Here is a 19,453-nt window from a genome sequence, read left to right as displayed (position 1 = left end):
CGAGGACGCTGGCCGCCCTGTCCACGATGGCCTGCCCCTGCGCGAAGGCCCAGGGCGGGAGCGGACAGAAGGGGCTGTCGAACGTCACATCCGCGTGGGACACGCTCTGCTCTCCACTGGTGTGGAACAGGATGAGCGTCGCGCGCACCGCATCGGAGATGCGCCCGACAGGGTTGAGCCCGTGCAGGAACCACCCCAGTGGGCCCGGCAGCAGTGGCCCGCGCTCCTCCTCATCGGGAGGATCCGAGAGGACGTTGGTCCCTACAATCAGGTTGGCGCGATGGGACATCAGGACGCTCGCCGGGACACAGTTGATGAAGGCGCCATCGACGACCCGGCTGTTGTCGTCCGCATAGTCCGGGGAGAGCAGGCCGGGCATGATGCCGCTGGCGCGAACACCCGCGCCCAGGGTGCCTTGCTGGACGACCCACGCCTGGGACTTGGAGACGTTGGTCCCCACGGGGAAGAAGGGCAGCTCGGTCTTCTCCAGCCGCCGATGGCCGAGCAGGCGATCGATGAAGCGCGTGATGGCGCTCGAGTTGATGATGCTGGCGAGGACGACCGCGTTGAACTTGGCGCCCTCCTTCAGCAGCAGCTCCAGCCCCGAGTCTCCCAGCGCGCTGTAGAAGGCCCCTGCCAGGGCCCCAAAGCTCGTCCCGCTGACGACATCGATGGGGATCTTGCGCTGCTGCATCCCGCGGATGAGGGCGATCTCGGCGTAGCCCCAGGACCCACCTGCGCCCAGGGCGACTCCAACCATCCTCTCGGTGATGGCGCGCCCCCAACGCTGGAAGCTCGCCTGCTCCGCCGGGGAGCACTGGGCGAAGGTCCGCCGGCTGGAAAAGTTCCGGAAGTTCAGCGCGAGGCGCACCGTCCCGGACGGGAACGCCGGGCCTTGCAGGCGCTCCGTGTGGGGCGCCAGCAGCGCCGCGTAGAGGATGGACCCGTGGTCGAAGCCTGGCGGCGGCGGCACAGCCAGGGGATCGCGGGAGAGCTCCACCAGCTTCCAGGCCACCTCTCCGCCCAGGAACGGCCGGAAGCCCAGCGCACTCCCAGGAGGAGGAACGAGCCCCAGCCACAGGCGCGGGTCCACATGGACGAAGAGATGGTCCCACTTCCCACGGAGGGATCGAGCCAGCTCCTGGAGCGCGAGGGCCGCGGCATGTCCGTCGTGGGCCCGGAGGCGATAGAGGGGCACCTCTCCGGGGCGCGGCTCCGGCGGCAGCTCGGGCGTGCCCACCTGCGACGAAGGGACGAGTTCCACCCGCAGGATGCGGTCTCTGTGGCTCTGGTGGGTCGCCTCGGCCACGGCCTGGATCAGCAACTCCAGCGGCGCATCGGACGCATCGCTCCGGAACAGCACCACCTCGGGAGGATGGGCCAGCAAGGTGCCGCCATCCGCGATGCGCTGCCAGCTGTCGCTGGGAGCTGGAGAGACGGCATGCGCAAACAAGGGGGAGCGGTGGATCAGCTGCTCACTGCTCTTCTGGGGCAGGAAGGCCACTCGGGCCTTGCCGGTGTGGAGCTTCACCGTGGTCGGGTGGGGCCTGTCGCTGTGCAGCACCACGTCCCCGAAGATGCTCCCCGTGTAGAGGGGGCGGATGAGCACGGGCTCGGTCTCGGCACCCTGGGGATCCCTCCACTCACCGAGCTGTCCCTCCAGCACCAGGAAGATGCCCTTGTTCGCTTCTTCGGTGCTGCCCTGCTGGATGATGATCTCCCCGCCGTTGCCACCCTCCTCGTAAGAGCGCACCTCCACCGTGTCGAGCAGCGCGTGCAGGTGCCGGACCGCCGCCTTCCGGAGCTGGAGGGTCTTGCGGATCGCGAGGAAGAAGGCGCGCCGCGCGTGGAGGAGCGCCGTGGAGTCATCGAGGATCTGCTCCAGCTCCCTCGCCTCCTGCTCTGGGAGCGAGCCCAGCCCCTGCTCGGTCAGTAGCAGCACCTGGCTCGCGGAGACGGACATGAGGTGGATGGCCGAGGTGGGCCCGCTCCGCTTCGAGCCCGTCCGGTTCGGGTTGACCCACAGGTCTCCTCGGTAGAGGGCCCGGTGCGGCGCCAGGACCCCTGGCGAGAGCTGGGTGAGCGCCAGCTCCCCGGAGAGGATGATCGCGAGCCTCGGCAACGCTCCGGAGAGCGCCTCCTGGCTGCGGAAGATGCGGGTCTCCCTCGGGAAGGACTGCACCTGGAAGAACCGCGTCACGAGCTCCGGGTGGGACTCGAGCCACCGGCTCAAGGCGCTGGAGTGCAGCGGAGGAATGCCCCCACCTGGGCCTTCCAGGGCCCCAGCCTTCTCATGCTCGCTCGTCATGCGGTTCCTTCATTGTAGATGCTTTCAAGGGGCACCCGGGCTCTGAGAGGATGGGCAGGTGCTTGAGCCCTCAGGCTCCTGGCTTGCGCACCGGAATTCAACGACTTGGGTGACTCCATGCAAGAAGAACTGTCCTCGCTGGTGATGGCGCTGTCGAAGTCTGGAGACTTCGAGGATGCGGCCGCGCGGACACTGGCGGCCCTGATGAGCCTGACGGAGCGGGCGATCGCCGCCAGCAAGCTGGCGGGGCGGGGCAAGGTGCTGCGGGGCATGGTGCACCTGCGGCCCTCGGGGGGATACCTGAGGCTGGCCATCCTGGAGCAGGGCGCCACGGCGGTGCAGACGGCCGGCAGTGCTGGGGCGCGCGGGGCTCCGAGCCTGGTGTCGGCGACGGCGTGGCGCTCGGTGGTGCAGCACGGGTGCCCCGTCTTCATCGACGTCACGCTGGGGACACTGAGACCGTACTCGCCGCAGTCCCCGGACAAGGAAGAGGAGCTGCTGCCGGGCAGCTTCGGCAGCCAGGAGAGCCGCCAGAGCTTCCTGAGCCGGCAGGCCTCGCACGTGTGCGTCATCCCGCTGCCCACGCTGGGCTCGGGGATCGGCGGGATGATCTCGCTGGAGGCGGACAGCCCGGCGGCGATGGGCCAGGACTTCGTCTGGCGCGAGTGCGTGGAGCAGCTGCAGACGATCGCGAAGGTGTCTGCGCCGTACCTCACCGGCCTGCCGTTCCGCCCGGCTCCCCAGGTGGAGGTGGACGAGTACCTGCCCGTGGTGGGCGCGTCGATGGCGAACCTGCTGCCCATCCTGAACGTCTTCTCGCAGCAGGAGGAGAGCATCCTCGTCAGCGGGGCGACAGGGGCGGGCAAGTCGCGGCTGGCGCGGTGGGTCCACGCGCGCTCGAACCGGCGCAAGGGGCCCTTCGAGGTGCTGGATCTGATCGCGGTCCCCGAGGATCTGCAGATGGCGGAGCTCTTCGGGTGGAAGAAGGGAGCATTCACCGGCGCGGTGAAGGACAGCCTGGGGAGCCTCGGCCGGGCGGAGGGCGGCACACTCTTCATCGACGAGATCGACAAGCTGTCGCTCAAGGCGCAGGCGGGCCTGCTGCGGGTGCTGGAGGAGCGCTCCTACCGGGTGCTGGGAGATGGGGCGGGCGATCGGAGCGCGGACGTGCGGTTCATCATCGGCACGAACGTGGATCTGCGCGAGGCGGTGCGTGCGGGGCGCTTCCGCGAGGACCTGTACTACCGCATCAACGTGCTGCCGCTGCGAGTGCCCTCGCTGGATGAGCGCCGGGACGAGATCCCGCTCTGGGCCAACTACATGGTGGGCCGGCGGCACAAGGAGCAGTTCCCCCAGGGGCAGGCGCGGCTGACGCCCGAGGCCGAGCAGCTGCTGAGCCGGCGCACGTGGCCAGGGAACCTGCGGCAGCTGGACAACATCATCCGCCGGGCCTACACGCTGGCGCTGGTAGAGCACGGGGCCTCGCCAGAGCTGACGCTGTCGGAGGGCCACGTCTCGCGGGCGCTGGAGTACGAGGGGGCCACGGGCGAGCCAGGCAAGGCGACCAGCTCGGTGACGGAGGCGTTCCGCTCGGCAGCGAACGCGTTCATTGCGGAGGCGAAGCGTCGTGGCACGTCATTGGATCTGGGGCTGGCCGAGTCGCTGGTGGGCATCGTGCTCGGGCAGGCTGTCCAGCAGATGGGCCGCGAGGATGCGTTCCGGGCGCTGGGGCGGGAGAACCTGCTGAAGAACCGCAACCACCACAAGGTGCTCAAGCGGGAGCTGGAGAAGGTGGAGGCCCTCTACAAAGAGCTGGGAGAGGGTAGCTCTCCGTTCGCCGCGCTGCTGGAGGAGAACGAGGCCGCCTGACGCTTGCCAGCTGCTGGAGCGAGGCATCCAGCGCGGGGAGTTCCGCCCGATCTCGGAGTCTTCCGGCTCATCGACGGCAAGCACCGGCTCGTCCAATATGAGAAGTTCGTCCCCGTGCTCCTCCAGGCGCTAGGGTCACGGCCTGAGCGCCCGTGAGGCAGGCTCGCCCACAGGCTACGAAAGGAAGACAGAGGATGAAGACCCGGTTGCAGGAACGCTTCGAGACCCTCAAGGCTGAGTACGAGGACGGCAAGAAGATGCTCGCCGAGCTCGATGCCAAACGGCAGAACCTCTCCACCTCCCTCCTCCGGATCGAGGGCGCCATGCATGTCCTCCAGGAGATGATCGATCAGGAAGGCGGCGCCCCCGCGACCGAGCGGAAGCCCCTGGCGCCCGTGGAGAGCTGAGCCTACCGGGCACGTCCTCTCTGAACCTGTCTACCTGTCCGACAGGTTCGTGGCATGCTGCGCGTCCTCTCCGGGCACGTCACGACCTCCCGAGGATCCATGTCCGTACCCGCCTCTGGCACACCCTTGGCCGCGCTCTCCCTGGAGATCGCCGTCGCCCCTACGCTCAACTTCGCGATGGAGCAGAGCGGCGTCCCGCTGGTCCGGGACGTCCTCCTGCGGAACACTGGCGCGGAGGCGCTCGCCCCCTCGGAGCTGGAGCTCCAGCTCCTGCCGGATCTCGGCGACGCCGTTCGCGTTCGTGTCCCCGCGCTCCCCGCCGGCGAGGAGCTGAGCCTCGGCGTCATCGACCTGGGCCTGCCCGCTGGCCGCCTGCGCACCGTCACCGAGACGGAGCGGGCTCGACTCCGCTGGGCGCTCCACCAGGAGGACAGCGTCCTCACCGAAGGCTCCGTGGACGTCGAGGTCCTCCCCTACAACCACTGGCCTGGCTCGCGCGCGCCCTTGGGGCTGCTGGCCACCTTTGTCACGCCCAATCACCCCATCATCCCCGAGCTGCTCAAGGACGTGCGCGCCTTGCTGGAGAAGGCGGTGGGCGACGGCAGTCTCCCCGGCTATCAGAAGCGCAACCCCGCCCACGTGCACACCCAGGTGGCCGCGCTCTACGAGACGCTCCAGGCGCTGAACCTTGGCTATGCGGAGGTGCCCCCGAGCTTCGAGAAGCATGGCCAGAAGGTACGGCTGCCCGATCAGCTCCTGCGCGAGCGCATGGGGTGCTGCCTGGACCTCACGCTCCTGGCCGCCGCCGCGCTCGAGGCCATGGGCCTCTCCCCGCTCCTGCTCCTCGTGGAAGGCCACGCCCTGCCCGCCGTGTGGCTCATCGATGAGCGATTCCCCGAAGGCCTCGTTGAGGATGCAGCGCGACTCCGCAATCTCGTGGCTCTGGGCCACCTGCTCCCGTTCGATGTCTCCACCGCCGTCAGCGCCGGGCAGCCCGCCTTCGACCGGGCCCTTGCCGTGGCCCAGCAGTACCTGGCGGAGGATGCGCGCTTCCGTGCGGCGCTGGATGTGAATGTCCTGCGCTTCGATCGCTACCGGCCGCTCCCCTTACGAACCGTGGAGGCCCCTCCACCGCAGAGTGACTCCCCCGAGCCTGCCCATGCGCGCATCCGCGCCATCCTGGAGAGTGCCGCCGCCGCTCCGCCCCCGGTTGATGCGAAGCCCCCGCCGCCGCAGCTCGTCTCGCGCGTCGCCCGGTGGAAGGAGAAGCTGCTCGATCTCACGCTGCGCAACCGGCTGCTGAGCTTCCGGCTCGACACCCGGGGCGCCCTGCCGCTCCAGGTGCCGGAGCTGGCATCCTTCGAGGATGTCTTCTCCTCGGGGGAGACCTACGAGCTCCTCCCCCTCCCCGAAGAGGATGAGCGGGACGCGCGGGCCGCGAAGCTCCAGCAGACCCGCGGCACGGAGGAGGAGCTCGCTGAGCGGCGCCGGCAGGATCTTGCCAAGAGGCTGATCCACGCATCACTGCGGCAGGCCGAGCTGTGGTCCCGCGCACGGCACCTGGATCGAACCGCGCGCACGGACATGGAGGAGGGAGGGGCCAACACGCTCTACCTCACCATCGGGATGCTGCGCTGGTTCGAGGAGGGAGACCCCACGCCGCGCCTGGCGCCGCTGCTCCTCTACCCCGCTGCCTTCCGATTGGATCGAGACCGCAAGCGAGTGCGCCTCGTCAGAGAGGCAGAGGAGCCGCTCGGCAATGTCACCCTCGCCGAGAAGCTCAGGCGCGACCATGGGCTGGACGCCAGCGCGCTCACCTCCCTCGAGGCCGATGAGAATGGGCTGGACGTGGTCGGCATCCTCCGCGCGGTGCGCAAGGCCATCCAGAGCCGCGCGGGCTGGGAAGTCCTGGACGAGGCCCACGTGGGCCACTTCACCTTCACCCGGTTCCTCATGTGGAAGGACCTGGAGGACAACGAGGGCGTCCTGCTGGCCAACCCGCTCGTGCGACACATCGCCGCCGTCGGGGCCTCCTCGCCGCCAGTGACTGGCAAGGAGTACGCCCCCGAGCGCATCGATGAGGAGGTGGCGCCCGCCGAGCTCCCGAGTGTCGTCAACACGGACTCCACGCAGATGGCCGCGGTGGCCTCGGCGCTGTCGGGACGCTCGTTCGTGCTCCAGGGCCCACCCGGCACTGGCAAGTCCCAGACGATCACCCAGCTCATCGCCGCCGCGATGGCGCGGGGGAAGACCGTCCTCTTCGTCTCCGAGAAGATGGCCGCGCTGGACGTGGTGCATCGGCGCCTCAAGGAGGTGGGGCTCGAGGACTTCTGCCTGGAGCTGCACAGCCATAAGAGCAACAAGAAGGAGGTGCTGGCCTCCTTCGCCCGCGCTTTCGAACGCACGCAACGGACTCCTGAGCCACGCTGGGAGGAGCGCTCGGCCGAGCTGGGCACCTCGCGCGAGGCGCTCAATGCTTACGTCCGCGCGCTCCACAAGCCGTGGCCCCTGGGGATGAGCGTCTATGCCGCCACCAGTCGGCTGCTGGCGCTGCGCGAGCTGCCCGAGGTGCGCCTCCCGCTCCCCGCTGCCCAGGAGCTCTCAGAGGCCCGGCTCCGAGAAGCGCTCGCCGAGGTGGAGGAGCTCTCCCGGAAGCTCCAGGCCGTTCGTGCCCTGGGTCCCCATCCCTGGGGCCCGGTGCGGGGACTGACCTGGAGCCATGCCGTTGAAGAGCAGGTCCACCTTGCCCTCGTCGAGGCGCATGCCGCGCTGGAAGGTGTGGAGAAGGAGGCGGCCCCACTCGCCGCGACGCTCGGCATCGAAGTGCCTGCTTCGACACAGGGCCTGCGCACCCTCACGGAGCTGGGCGAGGTGCTCTCCGCGGGCCCAGTCCCCTCCGTAGCCCTCATGGATGACGTCTGGCCAGACACGGCCCGGCAGGTGAAGGCACACGCCCTGGCCCTGCGCGAGCAGTCCACCCGCGAGTCCCAGCTCGCCTCGCGCTGGAAGCCTGAGCTCTTCACCCTGGAGCTGCCTGCCCTCCACACGCGTTTCCAGAAGTGGGCCAGCGCCTTCGTGCTCCTGGCCTTCTTCTTTCTCTGGAGTGCGCGCCGGGTGCTCAAGGGGCTCGCGACGGGCGAGCTGCCTGGGAACCCGGACATCGCCAGGGACCTCGGCACCGCGCTGAAGGTGCTCGAGCAGCGCCCACGGCTCACCGAGCAGACCCAGGCCCTCACCGCCGCGCTGCGCGGCATCTCCGCTGCCGACGTCGAGCGGCCTGAGCCCCTGGAGTCACTCGTCCAGCGCGCCGCGCAGACGAGAGAACTTCGGAGCGCGCTGGGAGTGCCGCGCGTGCAGCTCCCCTCCAGCCCCGCGGAGCATGAAGCGCTGGCGCCTCAGGCCCGGCAGCTGCGCGCTTCCCTGGACCGGCTGGCCCGTGCCGAGGAGTCCCTGTCCGGGCTGCTGAGAGCACGCCCCTGGGAGCCGGCGACGTCCGCACAGCACCGCCCCTCGCTGCGCCGCCAGCTCGACACGTGGCGCCAGGGGCTCAAGGCGCTCCGCCCATGGTGCCTCTACCAGGCGCAGGCCGAGCGACTCCGAGCCCTGGGCCAGGGCCCATTCGTGGAGGCGGTGGAGGCCCAGGAGCTCCCCGCGGAGCGGCTGAGCCTCACCTTCGAGCGCGCCGTGCTCACCACGTGGACCCGGGATCTCCAGGACGCCGAGCCTGCGCTGCGAGACTTCGAGGGCACGGCCCACGGAGGGCGCATTGACCGCTTCCGCCAGCTCGACGGCGAGCACCTCGCGCTGTCGCGCCGCAAGGTCATCTCGGCCCTGGAGCGGCAGCTCCCCGCGGGCTTCTCGCTCGCGACGGAGACCTCCGAGCCGGGCATCCTCTCGCGCGAGCTGCGCAAGAAGACGCGCCATCTGGCGCTGCGCAAGCTGCTGGGTGCAATCCCCAACCTCGCGCGGCGGCTCAAGCCCTGCTTCCTGATGAGCCCTCTGTCGGTGGCCCAATACCTACCGGCCGAGGGACGGCGCTTCGACCTGCTGGTCTTCGACGAGGCCTCACAGATCGGAACCCACGACGCGATCGGCGCCATCGCGCGAGCAGAGCAGGTCATCATCGTGGGCGACTCGAAGCAGCTGCCGCCCACGGCGTTCTTCACTCGGGGCGATGACTCCGAGGCCCTGCCCGACGAGAACGACATCGTCGAGCTGGAGAGCATCCTGGAGGAGGCCCTGGCCAAGCAGCTCCCGCAGCAGATGCTCGGGTGGCACTACCGCAGCCGGCATGACAGCCTCATCGACTTCAGCAACCGGCAGTACTACGAGGGCCGCTTGCACGTGTTCCCCGCGGCGCGGGCCCACGTGGAGGACCTGGGTATCAAGTGGCACCCAGTCCCAGATGGCGTCTATCAGTCGAAGACTGCGGGCAAGACCGCGGCCATCAACCCACGCGAGGCGGAGGTGCTGGTCGCGGAGCTGGTGCGTTCACTACGCCGCTACGCGCCACACGAGCGGACCTTTGGTGTCGTCACCTTCAGCGTGGTGCAGCAGCAGCTCATCCTGGATCTGCTGGACGCGGAGCGCGCCAGGTCTCCGGAGCTGGAGGCCCACTTCAGCTCCGGCGAGCCCGTCTTCGTGAAGAACCTGGAGAACGTGCAAGGGGACGAGCGGGACGAGATCCTCTTCAGCATCTGCTACGCGAAGGATGCGGCCGGGAAGCTGCGAATGAACTTCGGCCCGCTGAGCCGGTCGGGCGGGGAGCGGCGGCTCAACGTGGCCGTCACCCGCGCACGCTGCGCCTTGCGTGTCTTCTCGACGCTGACGCACGACCAGATCGATCTGTCGCGCACCTCCTCGGTGGGTGCGCGGCACCTGCGCGAGTTCCTGCGGCGGGCCAAGGAGGCGGGCAACGCCTCTGCCGCGGCGGCGGAGCGCGAGCCCACGGGCACGCTGGAGCAGGAGGTGGCCTCAGCGCTCCGAGGAATGGGCTACTCGGTCCATACGGACGTGGGGTGCGGCGGTTACCGGGTGGATCTGGCAGTCGTGCACTCCGAGCGCCCTGGCGAGTACGTGCTGGGTGTGGAGTGCGATGGTCCGCACTACGGCTCGGCGTCGAGCGCCCGAGACCGAGACCGCTTGCGGGCTGAGGTGCTCCGAGGACTCGGCTGGCGGCTTCATCGCGTGTGGTCGCCTGACTGGCTGGAGGATCGAGAAGGACAGGTGAAGCGACTCGCGGAGGCAGTCCAGCACGCGCTGAGGGCCTCTCGGGAAGAGCCCCCGCCTCGCGCCCTGCCTCCGGTGGAGCCCTCCCCTCCTCTCTCCGACAGCGAGGACGAGGCACCAGAGCGCGCCACGAGCACTGCGCCCAGCGGGCCCGTGCCCACCCTTCCCGTGAAGCCCTACCTGCCCGCGAAGCTCCCTCCGGTTCGCGAGGGGGCCGACCTCTTTGCTCCCAGCTCCGCCGTGCGCCTCCGAGAGCAGATCGAGGCCGTGCTGGAACAGGAGGCTCCCATGCACGAGGACCTGCTCGGGCGGCGCATCCTGGAGGCATGGGGGTTGACGAAGCTGACGCCGCGGGTCCGTGCTCGCCTCACGGAGCAGCTCGAGCAGCTCACCCGGCGTGGTGGGGTGCTCGCACGGGGTGAGTTCCTCTGGTGGGCTGCGCGCGATCCGGAGCAATACACCGAGTTCCGTGGAGCGCATGAGGAGCGAGAGGCCTCCCTGCTCCCGCCGGAGGAGGTAGCCAACGCGGCGGCCTCCGTGCTCGCGCAGGCGCTGTCACTGGGGAAGGAGGACCTCTGCCGAGAGACGGGGCGCCTGTTCGGCGTGCTGCGACTGACGCGGACCGTGCTCCCCGTGCTCGAAGCGGGCCTCCTGCACCTGGAGCGCACAGGGCGGTGCGCATTCGAGGGCGAGCGCGTGGTGTGGAAGCGCTAGCTCGGCGCCTCCGGGAAGCCGCAAACAGTGCGGCACTCCAGGAGGTCCCGGGTGCCTGGGGTACAGTGGCTAGTTCGCGATGGCGATCTGCGCGTTCACCTGGATCGCGGGGCCGCTGGTCGGATCGACGACGGGGAGCGGCGGTGGCGCTGGCACGGTGAAGTGATCGATCGAGCCCGGCTGAAAGACCAGGCACATGCTCGAGCCGCCGTAGCTGAAGTAGCCCAGCTCGTCGCCCTTCGTGAGCCTGTCCCCCGCCTTCACCTTGATCGTCACCGATGAGATCTCGGTGATGCCAATGGGGATGACACACACCATCCCGATCTTCGGATCCGGGCTCTCGATGAAGACGAGCCCGCGGGTGTTCACGCAGGCGTCGTAGCCTTCCGACAGGATCCCCGCACTCGGATCGAAGCCGGCGGACTCCGCTTCGCTGAACATCAAGCCGTTCACGACACGTGCGTCCCGCACCACACCGTCGATCGGCGAGTGCCAGCGGTGATAGTTCGCCCCGCTCAGGAACGACTGGAACACGTAGCCACCCACGAACCGATCGACGTGCTCGCTCCTGTCCAACATGTCCGCAAGCGAGTACGGCTCGCCCTTGAGCCAGAACGTGTCGGTGCGTTGAACGCCTCTCGCGATCGTGACGAGGTTGCCATCGTTGGCAGAAACGATGACCTTCGGATCGTGCGGTGCCGTGATCGGGCGGGCGTCCTTCCGGATTTCGCGGTGGAAGAAGTCGTTGTACGACTTCCATCCCCAGTGAGGCGCCGTGCGGTCGAAGATGAACTCGTACAGCTTCATGTCCTGATACGCGAACTGCGAGAGCCAGCCGTACTCGCCCTCGTTCAAGACGTGCGCGCTCTCGGGGCTGTCCAGGTATTGGCACCACTCCTGGAGGATGTTCTTGATCGCACGGTTGAACTCGTCGTTCCGGAACACCGCCTCACCGGCGCGGGTCATCATCATGTACGCGAACAGCGAGGACATCGGAAACGCGTTCCGCTTGTTGGGGTCCGGGTTGTAGAGCGGGGCGGTCGCAGCGATGTGATCCAGCGCCGCCAACAGTTCGTCGGTGTTCTCAATCACCTTGTGAGCGCTCGGTACCTGCTCCAGCATCTCCGCCACGTACATCCGGACGATCGCATTCGCGTCGATCAACTCTTTGAGTTTGCGGACGGCCGCGCTGGGTCTACGCTCGGCGGCCCGGTAACGGAGCTGGTTCTTCAGGCTCCGGAGCCACTCATCGAGAGCTCTTCTGTCTCGCGGCAGGTAACCAGCGCGGTAGCCGAACAGGCGCTGGTACCGTACTTCGATCATGGCATCAACCTCATGACTCATGGGTGCTCCTCCTTGTCGTCGGTTTCAGTGGGAGCCCCGAGTGTAGCGCCAGCGACTGAAGCTGGCAGCCGCCTTGCAGCCGGGCACAGCTCTTCGACCAGAGCCTCCAGCACCCGGGCACCGGCCCGGTCCGTGAAGCGCTCCTGGGCGAAGCGGAGCGCCTCGATGGCCAGCCGGCGCCGCGCGTTGGGCTCTTCGAGTACCGACAGCAGCGTCCGCCGCCACTCCTCCACGTCTCCCATCTGGACGAACCAGCCGTTCTCCCCATGGCGGATGTAGTCCTCGGTGCCAATGCACCGGGTCGCGACCACCGGGACGCCCAGCGACATGGCCTGGATCAACGTCATCTGCCCGCTCGCCGTCTCCCGGTTGTTGACGGGAATGGCGACGAGTTCCGCCTCCGCGATGATGCGCAGGTAGTCCTCCTGGGGGATGCTGGTTATCACCTTGACGTTGGGTGGAACTGGACCGGCCGGCCAGCCATGCGGATGCGCCACGACCACCAGCTGCACAGGCAGTCCCTCCACCGCGCGGAACAGGGTGGTATAGTCGCGGCCCGAGGAGCCGAGCGCGCCGATGTAGCGCGGCGCCAGCCCGAAGCGCTCACGCGCCCCGCGGAAATCCTCGGCCTTCAGCTCCGCCCCAGTCAGGTACGTGAAGTGGAAGCGGGACTCCGGCAGGGCGAAAGCGCGTGCGTAGACCGAGCGCTCGTGCTTCGTATAGACGATGAACCGGTCCACGCACCGGTAGGCGATCCGTGACAACCACTTGCGGACCCCGTGGTACTCGTGGCCGCAGTTGAAGTACCAGACGACGTGCGGGGTGCGCACGAAGCTCAACAGGTTCACGAGCCCCTGGGTAAAGCCCCCCTGCGGGAAGGCCGTGACGATCAGGTCTTGCGGATGGCGAGCCAGATAACGCCGGGCTTTCAGGGCCAGCCGGAACAGCTGCCACCATTTCTTCCCGGGCGTGCGCTTCTGCGTCGAGTCGACAGGGTCCTCCAGCCCCACGTAGGAGCACTCGAAGCGCTCCGGTGGGAGGAACTCGCCCAGCCACCGGCGATCCGGGCGGAGAAACCACGCGACGAACAGCACTCGCACCTTCTCTATACTTTCCACAGGTCGACGCGACGGTAGTACTCGTAATCTTGAAAAAAGCAGGCGAGGAACTCTCCCTGATCGATGTCCCCGAGGGTCCGCCAACACGGATCTCCATTCCTGCGTCGCACTTGAGAGACATGCCGCTCCAAAGCCGCGCGCTTCTGGGCCAGCACTTCGTGGATGGCGACGGAGGTTCGAAGCTCTCGCAGGAACCTCCCAGCCGTACGCCAATGCCGCCAACTCCACACGGGATACTCGAGGAGCGTAGCCGCCAGCCCTACCCTATCGATGGCCTCGTACACGATCGAGTGGGTCGCGACATGATCGGAATGTTCACCCCGTGCGTACGGCAGAAAGATCTGCTCGGGGCGATGCCGTTGGAGCAGCCTGCTCACCCGTATGACTGCTTGCGCACGCCACAGGCTCAGCTCCCCATCGGGAAAATCCAACCAGGAGACATGCGCTGGCCCCAGCCCCAGGACTTCCACGGCCTCGAGAGCCTCCCTTTGCCGCATCAACCTCATCTCGGCATGCGAGATCAGGTGCGCATGCGAAGCCGCTCCGTCGGTCATGAAGACGATCTGCATTTCGGCACCGGATCGCCGCTTCTGGAGGATGGCCCCCCCACAACCCAGGGTCTCATCATCAGGATGTGGCGCGAAGGCCATCGCTGAGCGCCTGAGCTCGTCATCGTCCAGAGGCGTCGCCAGGCGTGCAAGCACCGGCCGGAGGAGTCCTTGTGAGATCCTACGCAGGAGCTCTTGCCTTCTCATTCAGGATTCCTCTGCTCGAGTACGGCTTGATAGATGCCGTGAAGGCGCTTGGCGACGGCTTCCCAGGTGAAGCGCCGGCGCACGAGCGCTGCCCCCGCCTGGGCCGCGGCCTCCAGCCGCGCTGGGATGGACAAGCACTGGCGCAGCGCTGCGGCCCACGCTTCCACTTCAAGGGTAGGCACGCGGAGCCCAGCCTCCCCGATGGCCTCCGCAAGGTCCGCCAGCCCGGACTGAACTCCGACGATCACCGGACAAGCCGCTGCCCATGCTTCCAGCACGATCAGCCCGAACGCTTCGTGCAGCGAGGGCACCATGACGAGCTTCGCCAGCGCGAGCAGGTCCGGGATCTCCTCATCGGGGTCCAGGTTTCCGAGCACGTGAACACGTGACGCCACTCCGCACTCTGCAATCTCCTGCTCGACAGCAGCCCGGTAAGCCGGGTCCACCACCGCTCCGGCCAGCACCAGGTGATGATCAGAAGGCGCACCTCTGGCGAAGGCCCGCACGGCCAGGAGCTGGTTCTTTTGAGGATGGAGCCGTCCGATGACGGCAACGATCGGCAGTCCGGCCCACTGCGGCCAGCGCCGGCGCGCACGGTCGCCGCAACCGGACTGCAGGCGCTCGAGATTGACACCTTGTTCAAGACGGACCACGCGATGACCGATGAGCTCGCCCAGGGCCACGCGCTCCTCTTCGTTGAAGACAATCACCCGCGCGGCGTCCTGGAGCACGCGGCGAGCCCCCAACAGCGCTCCGAAGGGACGACCGAGATCGACGAGCCCCGAGAAACGCTGCGTCATCTCCGCCTCCAGCCACGCACGCCGCGCGAGCAATGGCCCGTGGACGGAGATGACGTACGGCCGTCCCGTGAAGCGCATGGCGGTCCGCACGGCGCCACCGATACGTCCCGCTGTGTGAAGGTGCGCCAGGGCGATTCCTCGATCGCGCGCGAGGCGGAGCGGCTCATCGAGCGTCACCAGATTGCCTGCGTTGGAGAGCAGGGCTCGCCGCTTGCTCGCGCTTCCAAGAAAAGGGTTGAAGCTCCGGTAGCGCACCATCGGGACGCGGGGATCCAGCGAGCGATCAGGTGCAGCGGGCCCCTGGGGAGCGTGCACTTCGCAACCCCAGCCCATTTGCACCAGCTGCCGCGTCACTTCGACGACATGCGTCTCCGTGCCTCCCCACTCCCGTGGATCGTACTTGCGCAGCACGTGAACCACGCGTCGCCCGTCCCCCGCTGTCTTCGCCATGCCCGCACGGCAGGCAATTCCCAGACCACCAACCAGCCCTCTCTTTGGAGCGCCCTTGCCTCATCGAGGGACCTGGCTCGTCTCAGCCTGAGACACCTGAGACGATCCGAGGGGCGCTGCCCGAGGAAACGACGGTGGGAGAAGCGGCATGTGCTCTGCACATGTCTTGCGTGACGATGGCACGCGACAACTCGCCCCTGGGGATGACGGCCGACTTCCTCTCCATGTGCGCGAGGCATGCCGCCCAGACAGTGGCGGGCCTGCTCACGATCTCCCTGGTGGTGCACTCCCTGGGGCCAGAGGGGTTGGGGGCCTGGGCCTTGCTCGGAACGACGAGCTTCCTCGTGGGGCTGTCCGATCTGGGCCTCAGCAACGCGGTGCTGCGCGCCGCGGCCCGGCCGGATGATGCTGTCACGCGCAGGCTCGTTCGCCTGACGATGGGGGTGGTCCTCATCGTCTGCCCCTGCATGAGCTTGGGTGCATACCTCCTGCTCCTCCGTCTGCCGGCCTCGATGGGCACTCTCCAGGCGGAGCTCACCCATGCCGCGCTCCCAGCCCTCACGGCAGGGCTGGTGGGCTCGCTCGGGGCACCGCTTCGAGCCCTCCTCTTGATGCGCGGGGCCTTCACCTCACTTGCCTGGGCCCGGGCAGCGGCCTCGACGGCGCAGGTCACGCTGACTGCGGGAGGGTTGGCCCTGGCACCATCGCTGCTCGCGCCAGCACTGGGCCTGCTCGCCGGCGCCGGCATCGAGGCCCTGCTCCTCACGAGGGCTGCGAGGCAGCTCGACCCAGACCTCGAGCTTCGCCCTGGCTGGCCGAGGGAGTCCTCCGAGGTTCACGACGCCTTTCGCCAGGGCATGGCAGCCCTGGCCATCAATGTAGGGGTCGCAGCGGCCATCCGTGCGGACGTCTTCATTCTCTCGGCCTACCTGCCCCTGAGCACCGTGGGCGCATACCAGGTCGCCTCCCGCTCCATCGATCAGATCTTTTCCCTGGCGAAGCAGTCCAGCGGGTGGCTCCTCCATCGCCTTGGAGATCCGGATGGCCGCCCAGGTGCCATGCGACTCGGCACTGCGGTCCTGGGGGGGCTGGTTACCAGCGGTGTCGTGGCGTTGGCCCTGGATGGCTCAGCCCTCCTGGGAGCGTGGGTGGGCCCGCTCGCGCAGGATCGAGTCGTCGGGGTGGCCGTGGCGCTGCTAGGGACGGCCGCGATCATTGCGGCGGCCGAGGAGATCGCGTCCGCCGCCCTGACTGTGAGCAGCACCAGCACCTGGGACGTCGCGCGCCCCATGCTTCTGGGGAACGCCTTGAACATCGCGGTATCCCTCGCAGGGGTGAGGTACTTCGGCGTCTGGGGTGTGGCAGGAGGCACTGTGTGCGGCAACCTGCTGATCGCTCTGCTCATCTGGAGAAAGGCCCGCGCACTGGTCGGCTGGCGCGCCCAGGAGATCGCCTGGACCCTGGCTCCCATCGGGACGGCCGGACTTGTCTCGCTGAGCCTGGGCTGGGCGCTGGCTCCGCTCGCCACGGGTTCAGCCCTGGCCAGCGCGCTCATCTGCAGTGGGGTCACGCTCCTGGGAACCGCGGCGGCGCTCCTCACCTGGTGGCTGCGCGCCCCCCCCGCCGAGGCCAGCCCACCCCCTGCCGAGACTGAAGCGCCCTCGCCGCGCAAGGAAGGCTCCACGTGCACATCCTCGTCCTGAGCAACCTCTACCCTCCCGACATCCTCGGAGGCTACGAGCTCCTGGCCCGGGATGTGGCGGAGGTGCTGACGCACCGTGGCCACACCGTAGAAGTCCTCACGACAGGCCCCCGAACCGGGCAGGCCTCCGTGATACGAACCTTGCGTCTCGCCCGTCCCTTCGGGCGTCCCGCAGGCCGCGATCGTCTCCGCCATTTCTGGGCTGGCCTGCTCAATCAAGCGGCGACGCGAGAATACCTGCGAACCCACGCGAAGCCGCAGGTCGCCCTGGTCATGAGTCTTCGCAGGCTCGGACTCGCGCCGCTGCGGGTGCTGCAGCAAGCAGGCATCCCCTTCGTGCTGACGGTGAACGACGACTGGCCCGTCGCATATTCAGCCGGCCTGAGCCCTCGGGGCGGAACCTGGATTGGCCGGTGGCTCGATGAGGTGCTCGTGCCCGCACGAACGTGGAGAGGGCTCTCGGCCGCGAGCGTCCTCTATCTCTCGGAGGCGGTCCGCCGCGTGGTGCGCAATGCCGGCGTCCCCCTGGCCTCCGGGGCGGTCCAATCTCAGGGAGTGGATCTCTCCCTGTTCACCCCGCGTGCCTTCCGCCCCATGCGCTCGGAGCTACGGTTGCTCTGCGTTGGCCGGCTCCATCCGAGCAAGGCCCCTGAGATAGCCCTCGATACGCTGGCAGTGCTGAAACAGCGTGCTGTTCCCGCGACGCTGACCTTCGTGGGCGAGGCGGATGCGCCGAGCTTCCAGGCAAGTCTCCGGCAGCGGGCGCGGGCGCTGGGCGTGGAGCCTCTCGTCACCTGGGCAGGAAAACTTCCTCGCGAGCAGCTCCCCGCGCTCTACCAGGAAGCAGATGTGCTCCTGTTCCTCTCGCGGCTCGAGCACGAGGGGCAAGGCCTCACCTACCTCGAGGCAATGGCCTGTGGCCTCCCTGTGGTGGCCTCGCCCAGCGGTGGAGCCCGCGAGTTCCTCGAGCGGCACAACGTCGCGCGCCTCGTACCTGTCTGCTCGGGCGAGGCCTTCGCGGACGAGCTCTCCGCCCTGGGCGGCGACCGGAGCGCCCAGGAGGCGACCGTCAAGCGGGCCCTCGAGGTTGTAAGAGCCCATGCCTGCCTTGATGCCTACGTCAAGTGCCTGGAAGGCCAGCTGCGCCAGGCCGTGCGCCGGAGCACCGCGCCCTGAGCACGAAGCTTCATCGCTCACAAGCCAGGGCCTCGCGGCTCCTCATCACCCCCGTTTGAGGACCACCCGCTGGCCGATGCTCGTGTCCTGGCTTCCGGTCTTCTTCCTCCGCTCGCCCAGCGTGTGTCCCTTCCAGTAGGCCCAGTGGTACACCCACCGCCGGGGAAGCGAGAGCATGAGCCCCAAGAGATCACCCGCCACCAGGTGGGCTCCGGCATCGCGTGCCCAGGACTTGCACAGGCGGCGAAGAAACCTCGGGATCGACACCTTGTCCTGAAGGATGAACGCGTCCGCCTCTCCTTCGATGAAGCGGCGCCCGTAGAGTTGCCGGAGGGTATAGTTGTGCGAGTGCATGACCAGAGCCTCCGGGACATAGCGCGCGACGACCCTGTTCTGCCGCGCCCAGTGTCCCCACTCCGTGTCCTCGGATCCCCAGGCATCCTCATAGAAAGGATGCCGCTCCCAGGCCGCGCGCCGCATCGCCGCGAAGGGCAGCGAGTACACCATCCACGAAGGGGGGACTCCCTGGGAGGGAAAGGCCAGCGAGTAGTCTCGCCGGACCCAGGTGTGAGCCTCTGGGCGCGGGAGCTGCCGGGCAAAGGTCGCATCCGCCTGGCCACTCTCGAGGGGCTCCAGGAGCTGCTCGAGGGCATTGGGTGCCAGGGGCACCGCGTCGGAGTTCTGGAACACCAGGATCTCGCCCTGGGCCTGCTGGATGGCCTTGTTGAGGACCGCACCGGGGAAGTACTCCGTGGCTGCGATCTGGATCACCCGGCAGGGAAACCGCCTGGCAATGTCGAGCGTGGCATCCGTTGAGCCCGAGTCCACCAGGAGCAGCTCGAAGTCTCTGCGGTGCTGCGAGAAGAGGCCCGAGAGGGCCTGTCCGATGACCCACGCGGAGTTCTTCGAGCGCATGATGACCGTGACTCTTGAATTCATTGTCCGCGAGCCTCCAGGACCAGACCGAGCCTGCGTGCCATGAGCACGAAGTTCGTGTCGCTGACCTCTCCCCAGTACCGCAGGTATGCGCGCCGCAGCTCGGAGGCACTCCCCCAGACGCCCAGCGCGTGCCGCGTCAGCTCCCGGCCATGCTCCCCGCCCACCCCGTAGGCAACGCAGGGGAACATGGCGGCCAGCAGCCCTCGCGCCCCCCCCAGCTGGAGCCCCAGCTGCTCGTGCCACCCCAATCCCGGGAGCTCGGAGGGGCTGAAGCGCACCGCATTGCGCACCTTCCTCATCCACACCCGCGCTCGCAGGCCGCCCTCCACTAGCGCGTACCGGAGCACCCGCTCAAAGTAGCCGTCCCACTGAAGCCCTGGGGTGGCCATCCGGATCGCTTCACAAGCAAGGTGGACATCCGAGAGGTGCCTTCGCACCTCCTCCAACCACGAGGCCAGATCGCGCCCCATCATGGAGTCGTAGTCCGGCTCGAAGCGAAAGGCGCTGGCCTCTTCGTAGAGCTGACGGAAGCCTGCCGGCGCGTCATGCAGCTCCGCCACCCGTCGCCGCTTCTCGACGTAGCTCCAGTGATACCTGCCTCGGAAGAAGAGGAGGGTATCGCCATAGCCGATGATCGCCTTG

At 68.2% G+C, this 19,453-nt stretch carries 12 protein-coding genes; 5 read left to right on the top strand and 7 right to left on the bottom strand.

Going from position 1 to position 19,453, the window contains the following annotated elements; translation table 11 throughout:
- On the bottom strand, nucleotides 1-2,308 hold a 2,308-nt coding region (locus tag VD972_RS43820; protein ID WP_324995804.1), incomplete at its 3' end, for a cyclic nucleotide-binding and patatin-like phospholipase domain-containing protein.
- Nucleotides 2,309-2,425: 117 nt separating this feature from the next.
- On the opposite strand from VD972_RS43820, the gene VD972_RS43815 reads away from it, so the two are divergent.
- The 3 genes from VD972_RS43815 (at nucleotide 2,426) to VD972_RS43805 (ending at nucleotide 10,527) form a co-directional block, all read left to right on the top strand.
- A complete protein-coding gene (locus VD972_RS43815; RefSeq protein WP_324995802.1) occupies nucleotides 2,426-4,177 on the top strand; it encodes a sigma-54-dependent transcriptional regulator in 1,752 nt (583 codons plus the stop codon).
- Between the two features lie 194 nt (nucleotides 4,178-4,371).
- Entirely contained in the window at nucleotides 4,372-4,584 is a 213-nt protein-coding gene (locus VD972_RS43810) for a hypothetical protein (RefSeq protein ID WP_324995801.1), read from the top strand.
- Nucleotides 4,585-4,683: 99 nt separating this feature from the next.
- Complete coding sequence (locus VD972_RS43805) at nucleotides 4,684-10,527, top strand: DUF3320 domain-containing protein (RefSeq protein WP_324995799.1); 5,844 nt, start codon at nucleotides 4,684-4,686, stop codon at nucleotides 10,525-10,527.
- Between the two features lie 69 nt (nucleotides 10,528-10,596).
- On the opposite strand, the gene VD972_RS43800 is transcribed toward VD972_RS43805, so the two are convergent.
- From VD972_RS43800 to VD972_RS43785, 4 genes are all read right to left on the bottom strand, one after another.
- Nucleotides 10,597-11,850, bottom strand: a complete 1,254-nt coding sequence (locus tag VD972_RS43800) for a phosphatidylserine decarboxylase family protein (RefSeq protein WP_324995796.1) — start codon at nucleotides 11,848-11,850, stop codon at nucleotides 10,597-10,599.
- Nucleotides 11,851-11,867: 17 nt separating this feature from the next.
- A complete protein-coding gene (locus VD972_RS43795) occupies nucleotides 11,868-12,965 on the bottom strand; it encodes a glycosyltransferase family 4 protein (RefSeq protein WP_324995794.1) in 1,098 nt (365 codons plus the stop codon).
- Between the two features lie 11 nt (nucleotides 12,966-12,976).
- A complete protein-coding gene (locus VD972_RS43790; protein WP_324995792.1) occupies nucleotides 12,977-13,639 on the bottom strand; it encodes a PIG-L family deacetylase in 663 nt (220 codons plus the stop codon).
- A 101-nt stretch (nucleotides 13,640-13,740) separates the two neighbouring features.
- The gene (locus VD972_RS43785; RefSeq protein WP_324995790.1) at nucleotides 13,741-14,994 is read right to left on the bottom strand and encodes a glycosyltransferase family 4 protein; all 1,254 of its coding nucleotides are present in this window, start codon (nucleotides 14,992-14,994) and stop codon (nucleotides 13,741-13,743) included.
- A gap of 161 nt (nucleotides 14,995-15,155) precedes the next feature.
- On the opposite strand from VD972_RS43785, the gene VD972_RS43780 reads away from it, so the two are divergent.
- Together VD972_RS43780 and VD972_RS43775 are read left to right on the top strand one after the other, a co-directional pair.
- A complete protein-coding gene (locus tag VD972_RS43780) occupies nucleotides 15,156-16,697 on the top strand; it encodes a hypothetical protein (protein WP_324995788.1) in 1,542 nt (513 codons plus the stop codon).
- The gene (locus VD972_RS43775; RefSeq protein ID WP_324995786.1) at nucleotides 16,679-17,872 is read left to right on the top strand and encodes a glycosyltransferase family 4 protein; all 1,194 of its coding nucleotides are present in this window, start codon (nucleotides 16,679-16,681) and stop codon (nucleotides 17,870-17,872) included. Before VD972_RS43780 ends, VD972_RS43775 begins: the two co-directional genes overlap by 19 nt.
- A gap of 45 nt (nucleotides 17,873-17,917) precedes the next feature.
- Here VD972_RS43775 and VD972_RS43770 read toward each other — a convergent pair whose 3' ends face one another.
- Both VD972_RS43770 and VD972_RS43765 read right to left on the bottom strand, forming a co-directional pair.
- Nucleotides 17,918-18,811: a glycosyltransferase family 2 protein gene (locus tag VD972_RS43770; RefSeq protein WP_324995784.1), complete on the bottom strand. Its 894-nt coding sequence runs from the start codon at nucleotides 18,809-18,811 to the stop codon at nucleotides 17,918-17,920.
- On the bottom strand, nucleotides 18,808-19,453 hold a 646-nt coding region (locus VD972_RS43765), incomplete at its 5' end, for a hypothetical protein (protein ID WP_324995782.1). The genes VD972_RS43765 and VD972_RS43770, both read right to left, overlap by 4 nt.

This window comes from Hyalangium sp., from assembly GCF_035629615.1.
Taxonomy (GTDB): Bacteria; Myxococcota; Myxococcia; order Myxococcales; family Myxococcaceae; genus Hyalangium.
The sequence above is the reverse complement of the archived record's forward strand: the minus strand, read 5'-3'. Positions and strand labels throughout refer to the sequence as shown.